Here is a 14,049-nt window from a genome sequence, read left to right on the forward strand (position 1 = left end):
CCGGAAGGCTACGCCGCCGGCAGCAGATGCCGCAGCGCCGATGCGATCATCACGCCGCCGCCGGTGATGACGGCGGCGTCGAGGATGGCGGCGTGGATGTGCACCGGCATGCGGGCGACGAAGGCCTTGGCGAGGAACGCGCCGGGCACCGCGACCGCGCCGATCAGGAGCGCGAACGCCAGGACCTGCACGGTGACCACGCCGGCCAAACCAAACACCGAGATCTTGATGACACCCGTCGCCACCGAGATCATCGCGTCGGTGGCGATGACCGCGGCGCCTTCGAGGCCGGCGGCCATCAGCAGCGACAGCAGGATCACGCCGGAGCCGGAGGTGCCGCCGACCAGCACGCCATAGCCGACCGCTCCGGCAGCAAGCCCGCCATTGCCGATCCTGACCTCGCGCTTGCGCAGGATCCGCCGCAGCGGAACGCTCATGATGAGCATCGTGCCGATCACGAACGCCGCGCCGGCATTGGTCAGTCGCGTGTAGCCGTAGGCGCCGAGCGCGGTCGTGAGCGCGGCTGCCGCGATGACGATTCCGGCGCGCGTACGGTCGGCATGGCTGATATAGGCGACGACACGGCTGAGATTGGTGAGGATCGCCGAGATCGCGATGATCGGCACGACCGGCTCGGCCCCGACCATCGGCACCAGCACGAGCGGCATGAGAGCGCCGGTGCCGTAGCCGGCAAGACCACCGATGATGGAAGCGAACAGAGCGACGGCAGCGACGAGCAGGAGTTGCAGCAGGGAGATGTCGGCAAAGCCTGCCAGAAAATTCATGAACGTCCGTCGCGGTTGACACGCGCCGCCGCCTGATCGGCGATCGCATTCAGCGATGCCTCGTCGAGCGGGAAGTCCGCGGCTAACCAGGCATCCTCTGCGAGGGTGAGCACATGACCGAGAAGCGGCCCTTCCGCAACCCCGCGCGCGATGAAATCGGCCGCCTTCAACGGCAATTTCGGCGGCGTGAAGCGCTGCGGCAACAGCGCACGCTCGCGCCAGCGCCGGTCGTCGCGATCGCGCGCCCGCGCCCAGCCGAGCATCAGGCGGTCGCGATAGACGGTCTCGCCGAGACGATACAGCAGACGCCGGACTCGCGCCTCGTCGGCGGAAGCGAACCGCCACCAGCGGTGGCCCATGCCGTCGAGCGCCTTGGTCTCGGCGTTGGAGAGCTTCAGCCTGACGCCGAGACGGCGCGCATCCTCGGTCACGGCGACCGCGAGCGCCGCGAGACGGCGGACCGGGCTCGGCGAAAGCTCCAGCTCGCGCTCGATGCCGATCATCGCGGCGAACGGACCGAGATAGGCGACGCCGCCGAGGATCGCCGTCAGCAACCCGCCATCCGCCATCGCCGTGACCGCGCCGACAGCGCCGTCGGTGACGAGCAGCTTCAGCATCTCCATGCGCACGCGCTCGGCTGACAGCGTGGCGAGCCCGGCACGGCCGGCGATGCAGGCCAGATAGCCCTCGCAATCGGGGGCGCCGTGACCGAACGCCGAATGGATGCGGAAGAAGCGCAGGATGCGCAGATAGTCCTCGGCGATGCGCTGGGCGGGGTCGCCGATGAAGCGCACGCGGCGCTGGGCGATGTCGGCGAGGCCGCCGACGTGATCATGCACCACGCCATCGGGCCCGACGGAGAGCGCATTGATGGTGAAGTCGCGCCGGTGCGCGTCGCCGACCCAGTCGCGGCCGAACTCGACCTTGGCCTTGCGGCCGAAGGTCTCGGTGTCCTCGCGCAGGGTCGTGATCTCGAACGGATGGCCGTCCAGCACCAGCGTCACGGTGCCGTGGTCGATGCCGGTCGGCACGCTCTTGATCGACGCCGCCTTGGCACGCCGGAGCACCTCCGCCGGCAGCGCCGTGGTCGCGATGTCGATGTCGCCGATGGCGATGCCGAGCAGCGCATTGCGCACGGCGCCGCCGACCACCCGTGCTTCCTCGCCATCGCAATTGAGCAGCGCGAGCACGCGCGCGGCGGGACCGGACGAGAGCCAGGGCGCGTGCAGCACCCGCGCGTCGATCATTTCTCGACCCCTGGAACGAGCCTGCCGTTCTCGACATGAGCGGGGACGTAGGTCGAACGCGGCGGCGCGCCGGAGAACTCGGCGAGCAGGACCAGACTTGCAATCACCAGCACCAGCGCCGCCACCGTCAATTTTGTGGTCAGATGAAAGGGCCAGTTGGCCGGCACCAACAGCCCCGATTTGGTCGCGAGCAAGAACAACACATAAACCGCAAAAGGAATGAGGAAAATTCCGATTTCCGTCAATACGCCACGGATCATGGCCGACCGATCCGCTCGTACAACACCCGAAGGATGCCCGCTGTCGCGCCCCATATGTAGCGCTCGGCGAACGGCATCGCGTAATACGAACGCTCCATGCCGCGAAACTCCTTGGAATGCAGCTGGTGATTGGCGGGGTCCATCAGGAAGGCCAGCGGCACCTCGAAGGCGTCGTCGACCTCGCCCTCGTTGATCTTGAGCGTGAATCCCGGCCGCACCCGCGCCACCGTGGGCAGGATGCGGAAGCCGAAGGCGGTGCCGTAGACGTCGAGATAGCCGATCGGGTCGACGAAGCTGCGGTCGAGCCCGATCTCCTCTTCGGCTTCGCGCAGAGCGGCATCGAGCGGAGAGGCATCGGTGACGTCGATCTTGCCGCCGGGAAAGGCGATCTGTCCGGCATGGCTCGAGAGGTTCGGCGAGCGCTGGGTCAGGAGAACGGTCGGCTCGGGGTGGTCGACCACCGGGATCAGCACCGCCGCGGGGCGGATCGGCTGCTCGCGGGAGATGATCTCGAGCATGCGGTCGGTGCCGGAATCTCCACTGGCCGGAATGACGTCCGGATCCAGCAGGGCCTGCGGAACATCGAAGCGCAGCCGCGCGCGGCCCCGCGCGAAGAAATCGGCCGAACTGAGTTCAGCGGTCCTGTTCCTCACCATGGGCTGGTTCAAAGCGCCGCCCTCACCTCTGCTGCATCGGCCATGGGGAAGAACGCGCCGCCCGACCCCACGCCGAACATCACACGACCATCGATCATCCGCTCCTCACCCATGTCAACAAGCTCGTAGTACAGCGCCCGCGTCACCTTGGCCCAGAGATCGGCTCGCACATGCAGATAGGGCGTCAGGCCGCCGCTCTCGCCGGGCTCGAAGCGCAGCCGGTGCTCGGCATCGCACGCGACCCAGTCGTCGACATTGGTGCGGAAATGCAGCAGCGGCCCGCGCGCATCGCTCTCCGTCCGCATTTCTACGGCCGTGAAGGGGGCATCATCGACGCGGATGCCGACCTTCTCCACCGGCGTGACCAGAAAATAGCGGTCACCCTCGCGCTTGAGGATCGTTGAGAACAGCCGCACCAGCGCCGGCCGCCCGATTGGCGTGCCCATGTAGTACCAGCTACCATCACCGGCGATTCGCATGTCGAGATCGCCGCAGAATGGCGGATTCCACAAATGCACCGGCGGCAGTCCCTTTGCGGATGTGCCAGCCTGCGTTGCCGCCGACGTCAGCCGATCGAGTCCGTTGTCGGTGGTCTGCCCTTGCTTCGCCATGGTTTGCCTTGAGTTTGCGTCCACCTTGGCACGATTGGTGCAAGATTCCATCGCCGTCGTCTGTGCAAAAGTTCCTGGCGGCCCTGCAGGTCATGTAAGGTCGCCATAACGTGATGCCGTCAATACCCCGTAATGCCGATAATATGGGGATAGTTTAACTCAACGAATACAGCGCCTTCGCATAGGTTGGCATCCGCTTCCCGGCAAACTGGAGCGGAACGTCCGTCCGAAAGTTCAAGATGCGGGGCAGAAGGAGCGACGGAAATGGCTGAGAGTGCCGAGAAGCTCGAGGATGCGATCGTCCGGTCGGCCGAACAGGTCTCCGGCCAGATCCGAGCGGCAAAGGATGCGATCTCCGGCGTCATCTTCGGCCAGGACCGGGTGGTGGAAAACACGCTGGTGACCATCCTGTCCGGCGGCCACGCGCTGCTGATCGGCGTCCCCGGCCTCGCCAAGACCAAGCTGGTCGAGACCTTGGGCGTGACGCTCGGCCTCGATGCGAAGCGCATCCAGTTCACGCCGGACCTGATGCCGTCGGACATTCTGGGCGCTGAGGTGCTGGACGAAAGCGCCGGCGGCAAGCGCTCGTTCCGCTTCATCGCCGGCCCGGTGTTTGCGCAACTCCTGATGGCCGACGAGATCAACCGCGCCAGCCCGCGCACGCAGTCGGCGCTGCTGCAAGCCATGCAGGAGCAGCACATCACGGTTGCAGGCGCCCGCCATGACCTGCCGAAGCCCTTCCACGTGCTCGCGACCCAGAATCCGCTGGAGCAGGAAGGAACCTATCCGCTTCCCGAGGCTCAGCTCGACCGCTTCCTGATGGAGATCGACGTCGACTATCCGGATCGCGATGCCGAGCGCCGCATCCTGTTCGAGACCACCGGCGCCGAGGAGAGTGCCGCCAAGGGCGCGATGACGGCCGATGCGTTGATCGCGGCCCAGCGCCTGGTGCGGCGGCTGCCGGTCGGCGATTCCGTGGTCGAGGCGATCCTGTCGCTGGTGCGCTCGGCGCGTCCCGGTCCCGAGGCCGGAGAGGCCGGCAAGCTGATCGCCTGGGGCCCCGGTCCCCGCGCCAGCCAGTCGCTGATGCTCGCGGTGCGCGCCCGCGCGCTGCTCGACGGCCGGCTCGCGCCCTCGATCGACGACGTGCTCGATCTCGCCGAGCCCGTGCTCAAGCACCGCATGGCGCTGACCTTCCCGGCGCGCGCCGAGGGACGCACCATTCCGGACGTGATCCGGCAATTGAAGAGCCGGATTGGCTGATGGCCGCAGCGACAGGGCACGCCGACAAGGAGATTCTCGCGATACGGCGTGCCGATGGCGAAAGCCGGACGCTGGCATCGTCGCTGCCGCGGCTGGTGCTGGAAGCCCGGCAGATTGCCGCCAACGTCATTCATGGCCTGCATGGAAGGCGCCGCGCGGGCTCAGGCGAAAGCTTCTGGCAGTACCGCCGCTTCGTGTCCGGTGAGCCGTCGCAGCGCGTCGACTGGCGCCGCTCCGCGCGCGATGACCATCTCTATGTCCGCGAGCAGGAATGGGAGGCCGCGCACACGGTGTGGATCTGGCCGGACCGCTCGCCGTCGATGGCCTTCGCGTCGAAGGGCGCGCGCGACAGCAAGCTCGAGCGCGCCCTGATCGTGACCTTCGCCCTGGCCGAACTGCTGGTCGCCGGCGGCGAACGCGTCGGCATTCCCGGCCTGATCAATCCGACCGGAAGCCGCAACGTGATCGACCGAATCGCGCAGGCGATGCTGCATGACGAAGCTGTCAGGCCGAGCCTGCCGCCGTCCTTCGTCCCCTCGGCGCTCGCCGAGATCGTCGTGCTGTCGGATTTCTGGTCGCCGATCTCCGAGATCAGCACCATGCTGGCGGGCCTGTCCGCGTCCGGTGCACACGGCACGATGGTGCAGGTGGTGGATCCCGCCGAGGAGACCTTCCCCTATTCGGGCCGCGTCGAGTTCGTCGAGCCGGAAGGCGGCGAGGTGATCACGGCCGGCCGCGCCGAGAGCTGGGCGCAGGACTACGTCGCTCGCGTGGCGCTGCATCGCGACCAGATCCGCGCCGAGACCGGCAGGCTCGATTGGCTGTTCACAACCCACACCACCAGCCGCTCGGCCGCCGAGCTGCTGCTGTTCCTGCATGCCGGCATGACCACGGCCAAAGGTAGCGCGCGCGGCGGCGTCAAAGTGGGCGCTGGCCCCGGAGGGCTCGGCGCATGATGGGCCTGCCGCTGTCGTTCGCCGAACCGCTGCTGCTGACCGGTCTCGTCAGCCTGCCGGTGCTGTGGTGGCTGCTGCGGGTGATGCCGCCGCGGCCGCGCCGCATCGAGTTTCCGCCGACCCGGCTGTTGTTCGACATCACGCCCAAGGAAGAGACGCCGTCGCGCTCGCCGTGGTGGCTCACCCTGCTGCGGCTGGTGGCGGCGGCGCTGGTGATCTTCGCCGCAGCCGGCCCGATCTGGAATCCGCGCACCGAAGCCGTCGGCAGCAAGGCGCCGCTGGTGCTGCTGCTCGACGACAGCTGGAGCGCGGCCGCAAGCTGGGACACGCGCATCAGGGCCGCCGACGAGATCATCGCCAACGCCGATGCCGACCGCCGCGGCGTCGCGCTGCTGCCGCTGTCGGAGCCCGCGCGTGACCTCACCTTGATGCCGGCCGGTGCTGCGCGCGTCGCGCTGCGCCAGATCGCGCCCAAGGCCTACACGACCGAGCGCGCCGACGCGCTGCCGCAGCTCGATCGCTTCCTGAAAGCGACCGGCGATGCCGAGATCATGTGGTTCTCCGACGGCGTCGATACCGGCCGCGGCAGCGAGTTCGTGGGGGGTCTCGCCAAGACGATCGGCGACCGCAGCCTGACCGTGTTCGAAGGCGGCACGCCCTCGCCGCTGGCGCTCGCCGGCGCCGAGAACGCGGCCGCCAAGATGACGGTGAAGGTGCTGCGGGCGGATCTCTCCGTTCCGGGCGGCATCGTGCGGGCGCTCGATGCCAAGGGCTCGCCGCTCGGCGAGGCACAGTTCAGCTTTGCCGCCGGCGCGCACGACGCCGAGGCGAGCTTCGACCTGCCGGTCGAGCTGCGCAACGACATCACCCGGCTCGAGATTGCGGGCGAGCGCTCGGCCGGCGCCGTGCAGTTGCTCGACAAGCGCTGGCGCCGCCGCGCCGTCGGCATCGTCTCCGGCGCCACCAGCGATACCGCGCAGCCGCTGCTCGCACCGACCTTCTATCTCACCCGCGCGCTGTCGCCGTTCGCCGATCTCAGGCTCGGCGATCGCGGCGCCCCGCAGCAGGTCATCACCCAGTTCCTCGACCAGAAGGTGCCGATGATCGTGATGGCCGACGTCGGCACGCTGTCGCCGGAGCTGCGCGACCGTCTCAACGGCTGGATCGAGAATGGCGGCGTGCTGGTGCGCTTCGCCGGCCCGCGCCTGGCGCAGGGCGACGACGACCTCGTGCCGGTGAAGCTGCGCCGCGGCGGCCGCACCCTGGGCGGCAGCCTGACATGGGAGAAGCCGCAGCACCTGGCCGCGTTCGCCGCCGACGGCCCGTTCGCCGGCATCACTGTCCCGAAGGACGTCACCGTCAACCGCCAGGTTCTCGCCGAGCCCGACGCCGTGCTGGCGACCAAGAGCTGGGCGTCTCTTGAGGACGGCACGCCGCTCGTCACCGGTGAGCATCGCGGCAAAGGCCTGATCGCGCTGTTCCACGTCAGCGCCGACATGCGCTGGTCCGATCTGCCGATGTCCGGCGCCATAGTCGAGATGCTCCGCCGCATCGTCGACATGTCCGGCTACACCTCGACGCCGGGCCCAGGTCCCGCGGGTGAGACCGCCAAGGCCACGCTGGCGCCGCTGCACATCCTCGACGGCTTCGGCGCCTTCGGACCGCCGCCTTCGACCGCCAAGCCGCTACCGGCTGATTTCAACGACCGGGCTTCGCTGGATCATCCGCCCGGATTCTATGGCCCAGCCGAGGGACCTACCGCAGTGAACACGCTCAGCCCCGCCGATCGCATTCTGCAGCTCGACACGGCAGCGCTGCGCGCCAACCGCGCCAGCTACACCACCGCCGAGCCGCGCGATCTCCGGGGCATCCTGCTGTCGACCGCACTGCTGCTGTTCCTGATCGACGCCGTCATTGTCGCCCTGCTCGGCGGCGTGCTGGCCGCGTTGGCAAGACGACGGCGTGCGGCCCCCGCGGCCATCGCGCTTGCGGTGCTGGCAACCGGCGCCCTGCTCGCGGTCGCGATGCCGGCGCCCGCACGCGCCGACGCCGCCAGCGATGATTTCGCGATGCGCGCAGTGTCACAGACGCGGCTTGCCTATGTCGTGACCGGCAATGCCGACGTCGATTCCATCGTCAAGGCCGGGCTGATGGGGCTGACCTTGTTCCTGGCGCAGCGGACCGCGCTTGAAGCCGGCGATCCCGTCGGCGTCGATCCCGCGCATGACGAGCTTGCCTTCTTCCCGCTGATCTACTGGCCGATCGTGCCGGGCGTGCCGAAGCCGCCGCAGGACGCGATCAACAAGATCGACGCCTACATGAAGCAGGGCGGCACGGTGATCTTCGATACCCGCGACGCCGTCGAGGCTCCTCCGGGCGAGAACGGCGCGCAGCAGACCCCGAGCATGCAGTCGCTGCGCGAGATCCTGTCGTCGCTCGATGTGCCCGAGCTCGAGCCGGTGCCGCGCGAGCACGTGCTGACCAAGACGTTCTACCTGCTGCGCGACTTCCCCGGCCGCTTCACCGCGGGCCAGACCTGGGTCGAGGCGCTGCCGAAAGATGAGGACGAGGACAGCGCCTCCCGTCCGGCGCGTGGCGGCGACGGTGTCTCACCGATCATCATCACCTCCAACGATCTCGCCGGCGCCTGGGCCATCCGCCCCGACGGCCAGGCCATGCTGCCGATGGTTCCGGGCGAGCCACGGCAGCGCGAATTCGCCTTCCGCGCCGGCGTCAACATCGTGATGTACACGCTGACCGGCAACTACAAGGCCGACCAGGTGCACGCGCCGGCGCTGATCGAACGGCTCGGGCAGTGACAATGCGCGTCGTCGCTCTCGATATCGCAACAACAATGGTTGTCATGGCCGGGCTTGACCCGGCGATCCACGAGCAGCGACGCAGGCTGCGCGACGTGGATGCCCGGCACGAGGCCGGGCATGACGACAACTGCGAGTTTGCCTCATGAACTACGGCATCGCGTTCACACCTCTGGTTCCGCCGATCGTGCTGTGGCTTGCGATCGGCGCGATCGTCGTCATCGCCGCGCTCCTGTTGCTCGGCCGCTCGCGTTCGGCCTGGATCCGCGTCACCGCGCTGGCCTTGATCGCACTCGCGCTGGCCAATCCGCAGTTCACGCGCGAGGACCGCGAGCCGCTGAGCTCGGTCGCCGCCGTCGTGGTCGACAAGAGCCCGAGCCAGAATTTCGGTGACCGCAACAAGCAGACCCAGGCGGCCCAGGAGTCGCTGGTCGACAGCTTGAAGAAGATCAAGGGTCTCGAGGTCCGCGTCGTCGATGCCGGCCAGGCCGACGGCGAGACCGACGGCACGCATCTGTTCAGCGCGCTGACCTCGGCGCTGTCGGACGTCCCCGTCGATCGGGTCGCGGGCGCCTTCATGATCACCGACGGCCGCGTTCACGACATTCCCGGCAACGTGGCCGCACTCGGCTTCCAGGCTCCGCTGCAGGCCCTGATCACGGGCCAGAAGGCCGAGCGCGACCGCCGCATCGCGATCACCGCCGCGCCGCGCTTCGGCATCGTCGGCCAGCCGCAAACCATCAGCTTCCGGCTCGACGACCAGGGCGTCAGCGGCGCCAGCGCGAAGGTCGTGATCCGCCGCGACGGCGAGGTCATCAGCGAGCGCACCTTGACCAGCGGCCAGGCCGCCAATGTCGACGTCGACGTCAAGCACGAAGGCCAGAACATCGTCGAGATCGAAGCCTCGCCGCTCGACAACGAGCTGACCCTCGTCAACAACCGCGCGGTGGTCTCGATCGATGGCGTCCGCGACAAGCTGCGCGTGCTCCTGGTGTCGGGCGAGCCGCATTCGGGCGAGCGCACCTGGCGCAACCTTTTGAAGTCGGACGCCAGCATCGATCTCGTCCACTTCACGATCCTGCGGCCGCCGGAGAAGCAGGACGGCACCCCGATCAACGAGCTGTCGCTGATCGCGTTTCCGACCCGTGAGCTGTTCCAGCAGAAGATCAACGAATTCCAGCTGATCATCTTCGACCGCTACGCCCGCCAGGGCGTGTTGCCGATCGCCTATTTCGACAACATCGCGCGCTACGTCCGCAATGGCGGCGCGGTGCTGGTCTCGGCCGGCCCGGACTACGCCTCCAACACCAGCATCTGGCGCACACCGCTCGACTCGGTGCTGCCCGCCGAGCCGGTCGGCGTCACCGAGAAGCCGTTCTATGCGCATCTGTCTGACGCCGGAAAACGCCATCCGGTGACGCGCGGCCTCGAAGGCTCGGGCTCCGAGCCGCCGCGCTGGAGCCGCTTCTTCCGCACCGTGGAGACGCGCAATGCGGTCAGTCCGCCGGTCATGACCGGCGCCGACGGCAAGCCGCTGCTGCTGCTGTCGCGCTTCGGCGCCGGCCGCGTCGCGCTGCTGCTGTCCGACCACATCTGGCTGTGGGCACGCGGCTACGAGGGCGGCGGACCGCATCTCGACCTGCTCCGGCGCATGTCGCACTGGCTGATGCAGCAGCCGGATCTCGACGAGGAAGCGCTGCGGCTGCAGATTCAAGGCAAGGATCTCGCCGTCATCCGGCAGACGATGGGCGACAGCGTCCCGCCGGTGACCGTGACCTCGCCGTCGGGCCAGACGCGTGAGCTCACTCTGAGCCAGGGCGATCCCGGGGAATGGCGCGCGACCCTTCCCGCCAACGAGCTCGGCCTGTGGCAGGCGACCGACGGCACCTTGAAGGCGCTGATCAATGTCGGCCCGACCAATCCCAAGGAATTCTCCGAGGTCACCTCGACCACCGAAACCCTGAAGCCGCTGGCACAGGCGACGGGCGGCGATGCCCGCCGCATCGGCGACGGCTCAGGCATCGACATGCCGCGCATCGTCCCGGTGAGGTCATCGACCTTGTTCAGCGGCGACGGCTGGATGGGCGTGCGCATGCGCGATGCCAGCGTGGTCAAGGGCGTCGGCGTGCTGCCGATGTTCGCCGGCGTGATCGGCCTCTTGCTGCTGCTCGGCGCGCTCGCCGCGACCTGGGTGCGCGAGGGACGCTGACACGAAGACACAAGCACGCACCACCGCGGCGCGCCACGTGGCGCGAAGGGCACAGCGACGGGGATTCCGACCACCTTTGCAGTGCACTGATTGACAGCTGTGAAGCTCCCTTGCGATGTTATATTGTAACAAAGGCTGAGCCTCTCAGCCGAACGGGGTGGCCTATTCATATGAGCCAGAGCTGGCGATGAGCTGGTTTCGCGCGAACATCAAGGATGTCTCGCGGCTCGCGCTGCTGGCGCTGGTGCTGCAATTCGCGCTCGCCTTCGGCCATGTGCATTGGCTCGCCGGACAAGCCCGGGACGGCGGTGGCATCTCCATCGCCGAGCGGCACACTGGTCCCTCTCCCGCTGACCAAGATCCCGATCAACAGCCGTCGCCGGATGGCTGTGCCATCTGCGCCGTCATGGCGATGGCGCAGTCGATCCTGCTGTCACCGGCGCCAGTTCTGACGCCTCCTGAAGCGGTCGCATTCCGTCTGCCCGATGCGATCACCGCCACCGTCGCGGCTGTCGTCGTCGACACCGCCTTCCAGCCGCGCGCTCCTCCCACCGCCTGATCTGAGCCGCTCGAAACGCTGCCCTGCGCGCGAGCGCACGGCGGCCGCGTGAAGGAATGGGTCCGTCGCACGACGACGGCAGGCGCATCCCGCCGGCAACGAAAGACGTGGGACGCCTGATCAGGATCAGGAAGTGAAAGATGTTGTCGAGAGCCTTGATGTCGGGCTGCAGTGCCGCAGCCATGTTGTGCGCTTTGGGTGCGCCCGCGCGCGCTGACGATCCTGCGAAGCCGGCGGCCGAACTGCCCGAGGTCACAGTGACCGCACCGAGCCCGATCCGTGCCCGCAAGCCGGTGGTGCCGCGGCCCAATCCCGCCCCGCGCGTGGCCCGGAGCGGCCCACGCACGCCGGCGCCCGCGCGCGAGGCACAGACCGCGCCGCCCCCGCCGCAACAGGGCGTGCTGCCTGTCGTCACCGACCAGTTCGCGACCGTCACCGTGGTGCCGAACGAGGAACTGCGCCGCTCCGGCGCCGCCACGCTCGGCGACCTTCTCAATTCGAAACCCGGCATCACCGGATCGAGCTTCGCGCCGGGCGCATCGAGCCGGCCGATCATTCGCGGCCTCGACGTCAACCGCGTCGGCATCGTCGAGAACGGCCTCGGCGGCGGCGGTGCCTCGGATCTCGGCGAGGACCATTTCGTGCCGATCGATCCGCTCACCAGCGACCAGATCGAGGTGGTCCGCGGCCCCGCGGCGCTACGCTACGGCTCGACCTCGATCGGCGGCGTCGTCAGCGCCACCAACAACCGCATTCCGCAGGCCCTGCCGACCTGTTCGACCGCGCCGTTCCAGACCTATGGCCTGCCGGCGAGCGCTCCGGCCGCGGGCAGCGCGCCTTGCGTTACCGCGGAAACGCGCACCTCGTTCAGCTCGGTCGACCGCGGCGTCGAGGGCGGCGTGCTGCTCGATGCCGGCGGCGGCAATTTCGCGCTTCATGCCGATGCCTACGGCCGCAAGACCGGCGACTACTCCATTCCCGGCTATCCCTATCTGTTCGACCAGACCCGCCCGGTGAACGGCCGGCAACCGAACTCCGCCGCGCAGAACGATGGCGCCTCGATCGGCGGCAGCTACTTCTTCTCAGGCGGCTTCGTCGGCGCCGCGATCACGCAGACCGATGCGCTCTACCACATCCCCGGCATCGGCGGCGCCGACAGCCGGACCCGGATCGATGCGCACCAGACCAAGATCACCGCGAAGGGCGAGTATCGCCCGGACTCCGCGGCAATCGACGCGATCCGGTTCTGGGCCGGCGCGACAGACTATCGGCACAATGAGCTCGGCCTTGCAGCCGTCACGGACCCGACCACCGATGGCGTGCGCCAGACCTTCACCAATCGCGAGCAGGAAGCGCGCGTCGAGATGCAGATGATGCCCGTCAATCTGCGCTTCGCCACCCTGACGACCGCCTATGGCGTGCAGGCCGGGCACCAGGAGCTGAATGCGCCGAGCCCCGACAATCCCGGCTCGGTGTTCAACGGCCTGTTCGGCCCCAACACCAACAACCGCGTCGCCGGCTATGTCTTCAACGAGTTCGCCTTCTCGCCCTCGACCAAGGCGCAGGTCGCCGGCCGGATCGAGCACATCGCGCTGAACGGCTCCACGCCGAACTTCCCGGTCGACTATCTGCCGGACGGCACGCCGCAGGCCAACATCGCCCGAAATCCGTCATACACGCCGAAGAGCGCGAGCGTCGGCCTGTTGCAGAACCTGCCGGGCGATCTGGTGGCGAGCGTGACCGCGCAATATGTCGAGCGCGCGCCGAAGCCAGCCGAGCTCTTCTCGCGCGGCGGCCATGATGCGACCGCAACCTTCGACATCGGCAATCCGAACCTGACCATCGAGACCGCCAAGACCGTCGAGGCCGGGCTGCGCAAGGCCACCGGCCCGTTCCGCTTCGAAGCCACGGCCTACTACACGCAGTTCAGCAACTTCATCTATCGCCGGCTGACCGGCGTGATGTGCGGCGACGATTTTGCCTCCTGCGGCACCACCGGCACCGAGCTGAATCAGGCGGTCTACTCGCAGCGCAACGCGCTGTTCCGCGGCTTCGAGTTCCAGAGCCAGTTCGATGTTGCTCCGCTCGGCAGCGGCATCTGGGGCATCGAGAACCAGTTCGACGTCGTCCGCGCCACCTTCGCGGACGGCACCAACGTGCCGCGGATTCCGCCGATGCGCGTCGGCGGCGGCCTGTTCTGGCGCGATGCCAACTGGCTGACCCGCATCAACCTGCTGCATGCCTTCGCGCAGAACGACATCGCGCCGATCGCGGAGACTCCGACGCCGGGCTACAACCTGCTCAAGGCGGAGGTCAGCTACCGGACCAAACTCGATGCGAACATGTTCGGCGCGCGCGAAATGCTGGTCGGCCTCGTCGGCAACAATCTGCTCAACGAGAAGATCCGTAATTCCGTGTCCTACACCAAGGACGAGGTGCTGCTGCCCGGCATCGGCGTGCGGATCTTTGCCAACCTCAAATTCTGATTCGAGGAGGGCGCAGAACGCGACCAATCTGCGCCCCCTCCTTCGTCATTGCGAGGAGCGAAGCGACGAAGCAATCCAGAGACGTGGGCGGAACTCTGGATTGCTTCGCTGCTGTTCAGCCCTGACGGGTGTTCGGGGAGATGGTTGACACTTCAAAATCGGCTCGATTCGTCAAGCAGAGGGGCGAGCGATGCCGTG

12 protein-coding genes are annotated in these 14,049 nt (G+C 68.0%); 7 read left to right on the forward strand and 5 right to left on the reverse strand.

The genetic code is table 11. The annotated features are described in order from the left end of the window. Positions 1-8: 8 nt before the first annotated feature. Genes ACQR0W_RS31600 through ACQR0W_RS31620 form a run of 5 tightly spaced genes read right to left on the reverse strand, consistent with a single transcriptional unit; the run spans position 9 to position 3,559 of the window. Entirely contained in the window at positions 9-785 is a 777-nt protein-coding gene (locus ACQR0W_RS31600; RefSeq protein WP_316167442.1) for a TSUP family transporter, read from the reverse strand. Beyond that, positions 782-2,032 carry a CCA tRNA nucleotidyltransferase gene (locus ACQR0W_RS31605; RefSeq protein ID WP_315826989.1) on the reverse strand — a complete coding sequence of 417 codons (1,251 nt, stop codon included), beginning with the start codon at positions 2,030-2,032 and terminating at the stop codon, positions 782-784. The genes ACQR0W_RS31600 and ACQR0W_RS31605 overlap by 4 nt, the downstream gene beginning before the upstream one ends. Further along, complete coding sequence (locus ACQR0W_RS31610) at positions 2,029-2,292, reverse strand: DUF6111 family protein (RefSeq protein ID WP_315717295.1); 264 nt, start codon at positions 2,290-2,292, stop codon at positions 2,029-2,031. Before ACQR0W_RS31610 ends, ACQR0W_RS31605 begins: the two co-directional genes overlap by 4 nt. Further along, complete coding sequence (locus ACQR0W_RS31615) at positions 2,289-2,948, reverse strand: CoA pyrophosphatase (RefSeq protein ID WP_409977949.1); 660 nt, start codon at positions 2,946-2,948, stop codon at positions 2,289-2,291. Before ACQR0W_RS31615 ends, ACQR0W_RS31610 begins: the two co-directional genes overlap by 4 nt. An 8-nt stretch (positions 2,949-2,956) precedes the next feature. After that, positions 2,957-3,559 (reverse strand): DUF1285 domain-containing protein, encoded by a 603-nt coding sequence (locus ACQR0W_RS31620; protein ID WP_315750393.1) that lies wholly within the window; start codon positions 3,557-3,559, stop codon positions 2,957-2,959. 264 nt (positions 3,560-3,823) lie between these two features. Here ACQR0W_RS31620 and ACQR0W_RS31625 point away from each other — a divergent pair, with 264 nt between their 5' ends. From ACQR0W_RS31625 to ACQR0W_RS31655, 7 genes are all read left to right on the forward strand, one after another. After that, positions 3,824-4,822, forward strand: coding sequence for an AAA family ATPase (locus tag ACQR0W_RS31625; RefSeq protein ID WP_315717298.1), 999 nt, complete (start codon positions 3,824-3,826; stop codon positions 4,820-4,822). Beyond that, complete coding sequence (locus ACQR0W_RS31630) at positions 4,822-5,778, forward strand: DUF58 domain-containing protein (RefSeq protein ID WP_315750392.1); 957 nt, start codon at positions 4,822-4,824, stop codon at positions 5,776-5,778. Before ACQR0W_RS31625 ends, ACQR0W_RS31630 begins: the two co-directional genes overlap by 1 nt. Continuing rightward, complete coding sequence (locus ACQR0W_RS31635; RefSeq protein WP_316171345.1) at positions 5,775-8,597, forward strand: DUF4159 domain-containing protein; 2,823 nt, start codon at positions 5,775-5,777, stop codon at positions 8,595-8,597. Before ACQR0W_RS31630 ends, ACQR0W_RS31635 begins: the two co-directional genes overlap by 4 nt. Positions 8,598-8,599: 2 nt before the next feature. Next, positions 8,600-8,746, forward strand: a complete 147-nt coding sequence (locus ACQR0W_RS31640; RefSeq protein WP_315717301.1) for a hypothetical protein — start codon at positions 8,600-8,602, stop codon at positions 8,744-8,746. Next, a complete protein-coding gene (locus ACQR0W_RS31645) occupies positions 8,743-10,806 on the forward strand; it encodes a hypothetical protein (RefSeq protein WP_315750389.1) in 2,064 nt (687 codons plus the stop codon). The genes ACQR0W_RS31640 and ACQR0W_RS31645 overlap by 4 nt, the downstream gene beginning before the upstream one ends. A gap of 187 nt (positions 10,807-10,993) precedes the next feature. After that, entirely contained in the window at positions 10,994-11,365 is a 372-nt protein-coding gene (locus ACQR0W_RS31650) for a DUF2946 family protein (RefSeq protein ID WP_315750388.1), read from the forward strand. 158 nt (positions 11,366-11,523) lie between these two features. Beyond that, positions 11,524-13,851, forward strand: a complete 2,328-nt coding sequence (locus ACQR0W_RS31655) for a TonB-dependent receptor (RefSeq protein ID WP_316171389.1) — start codon at positions 11,524-11,526, stop codon at positions 13,849-13,851. Positions 13,852-14,049: the final 198 nt, after the last annotated feature.

The organism is Bradyrhizobium sp. HKCCYLRH1034 (assembly GCF_051168375.1).
GTDB lineage: Bacteria > Pseudomonadota > Alphaproteobacteria > Rhizobiales > Xanthobacteraceae > Bradyrhizobium.

Excerpts from the sequence above, each read along its gene's own strand:
- ACQR0W_RS31650 (WP_315750388.1), top strand. The coding sequence starts at position 10,994 with ATGAGCTGGTTTCGCGCGAACATCAAGGATGTCTCGCGGCTCGCGCTG.
- ACQR0W_RS31645 (WP_315750389.1), top strand. The coding sequence starts at position 8,743 with ATGAACTACGGCATCGCGTTCACACCTCTGGTTCCGCCGATCGTGCTG.
- ACQR0W_RS31605 (WP_315826989.1), bottom strand. The coding sequence starts at position 2,032 with ATGATCGACGCGCGGGTGCTGCACGCGCCCTGGCTCTCGTCCGGTCCC.
- ACQR0W_RS31625 (WP_315717298.1), top strand. The coding sequence starts at position 3,824 with ATGGCTGAGAGTGCCGAGAAGCTCGAGGATGCGATCGTCCGGTCGGCC.
- ACQR0W_RS31600 (WP_316167442.1), bottom strand. The coding sequence starts at position 785 with ATGAATTTTCTGGCAGGCTTTGCCGACATCTCCCTGCTGCAACTCCTG.
- ACQR0W_RS31635 (WP_316171345.1), top strand. The coding sequence starts at position 5,775 with ATGATGGGCCTGCCGCTGTCGTTCGCCGAACCGCTGCTGCTGACCGGT.
- ACQR0W_RS31655 (WP_316171389.1), top strand. The coding sequence starts at position 11,524 with ATGTCGGGCTGCAGTGCCGCAGCCATGTTGTGCGCTTTGGGTGCGCCC.
- ACQR0W_RS31615 (WP_409977949.1), bottom strand. The coding sequence starts at position 2,948 with ATGGTGAGGAACAGGACCGCTGAACTCAGTTCGGCCGATTTCTTCGCG.
- ACQR0W_RS31640 (WP_315717301.1), top strand. The coding sequence starts at position 8,600 with ATGCGCGTCGTCGCTCTCGATATCGCAACAACAATGGTTGTCATGGCC.
- ACQR0W_RS31620 (WP_315750393.1), bottom strand. The coding sequence starts at position 3,559 with ATGGCGAAGCAAGGGCAGACCACCGACAACGGACTCGATCGGCTGACG.
- ACQR0W_RS31610 (WP_315717295.1), bottom strand. The coding sequence starts at position 2,292 with ATGATCCGTGGCGTATTGACGGAAATCGGAATTTTCCTCATTCCTTTT.
- ACQR0W_RS31630 (WP_315750392.1), top strand. The coding sequence starts at position 4,822 with ATGGCCGCAGCGACAGGGCACGCCGACAAGGAGATTCTCGCGATACGG.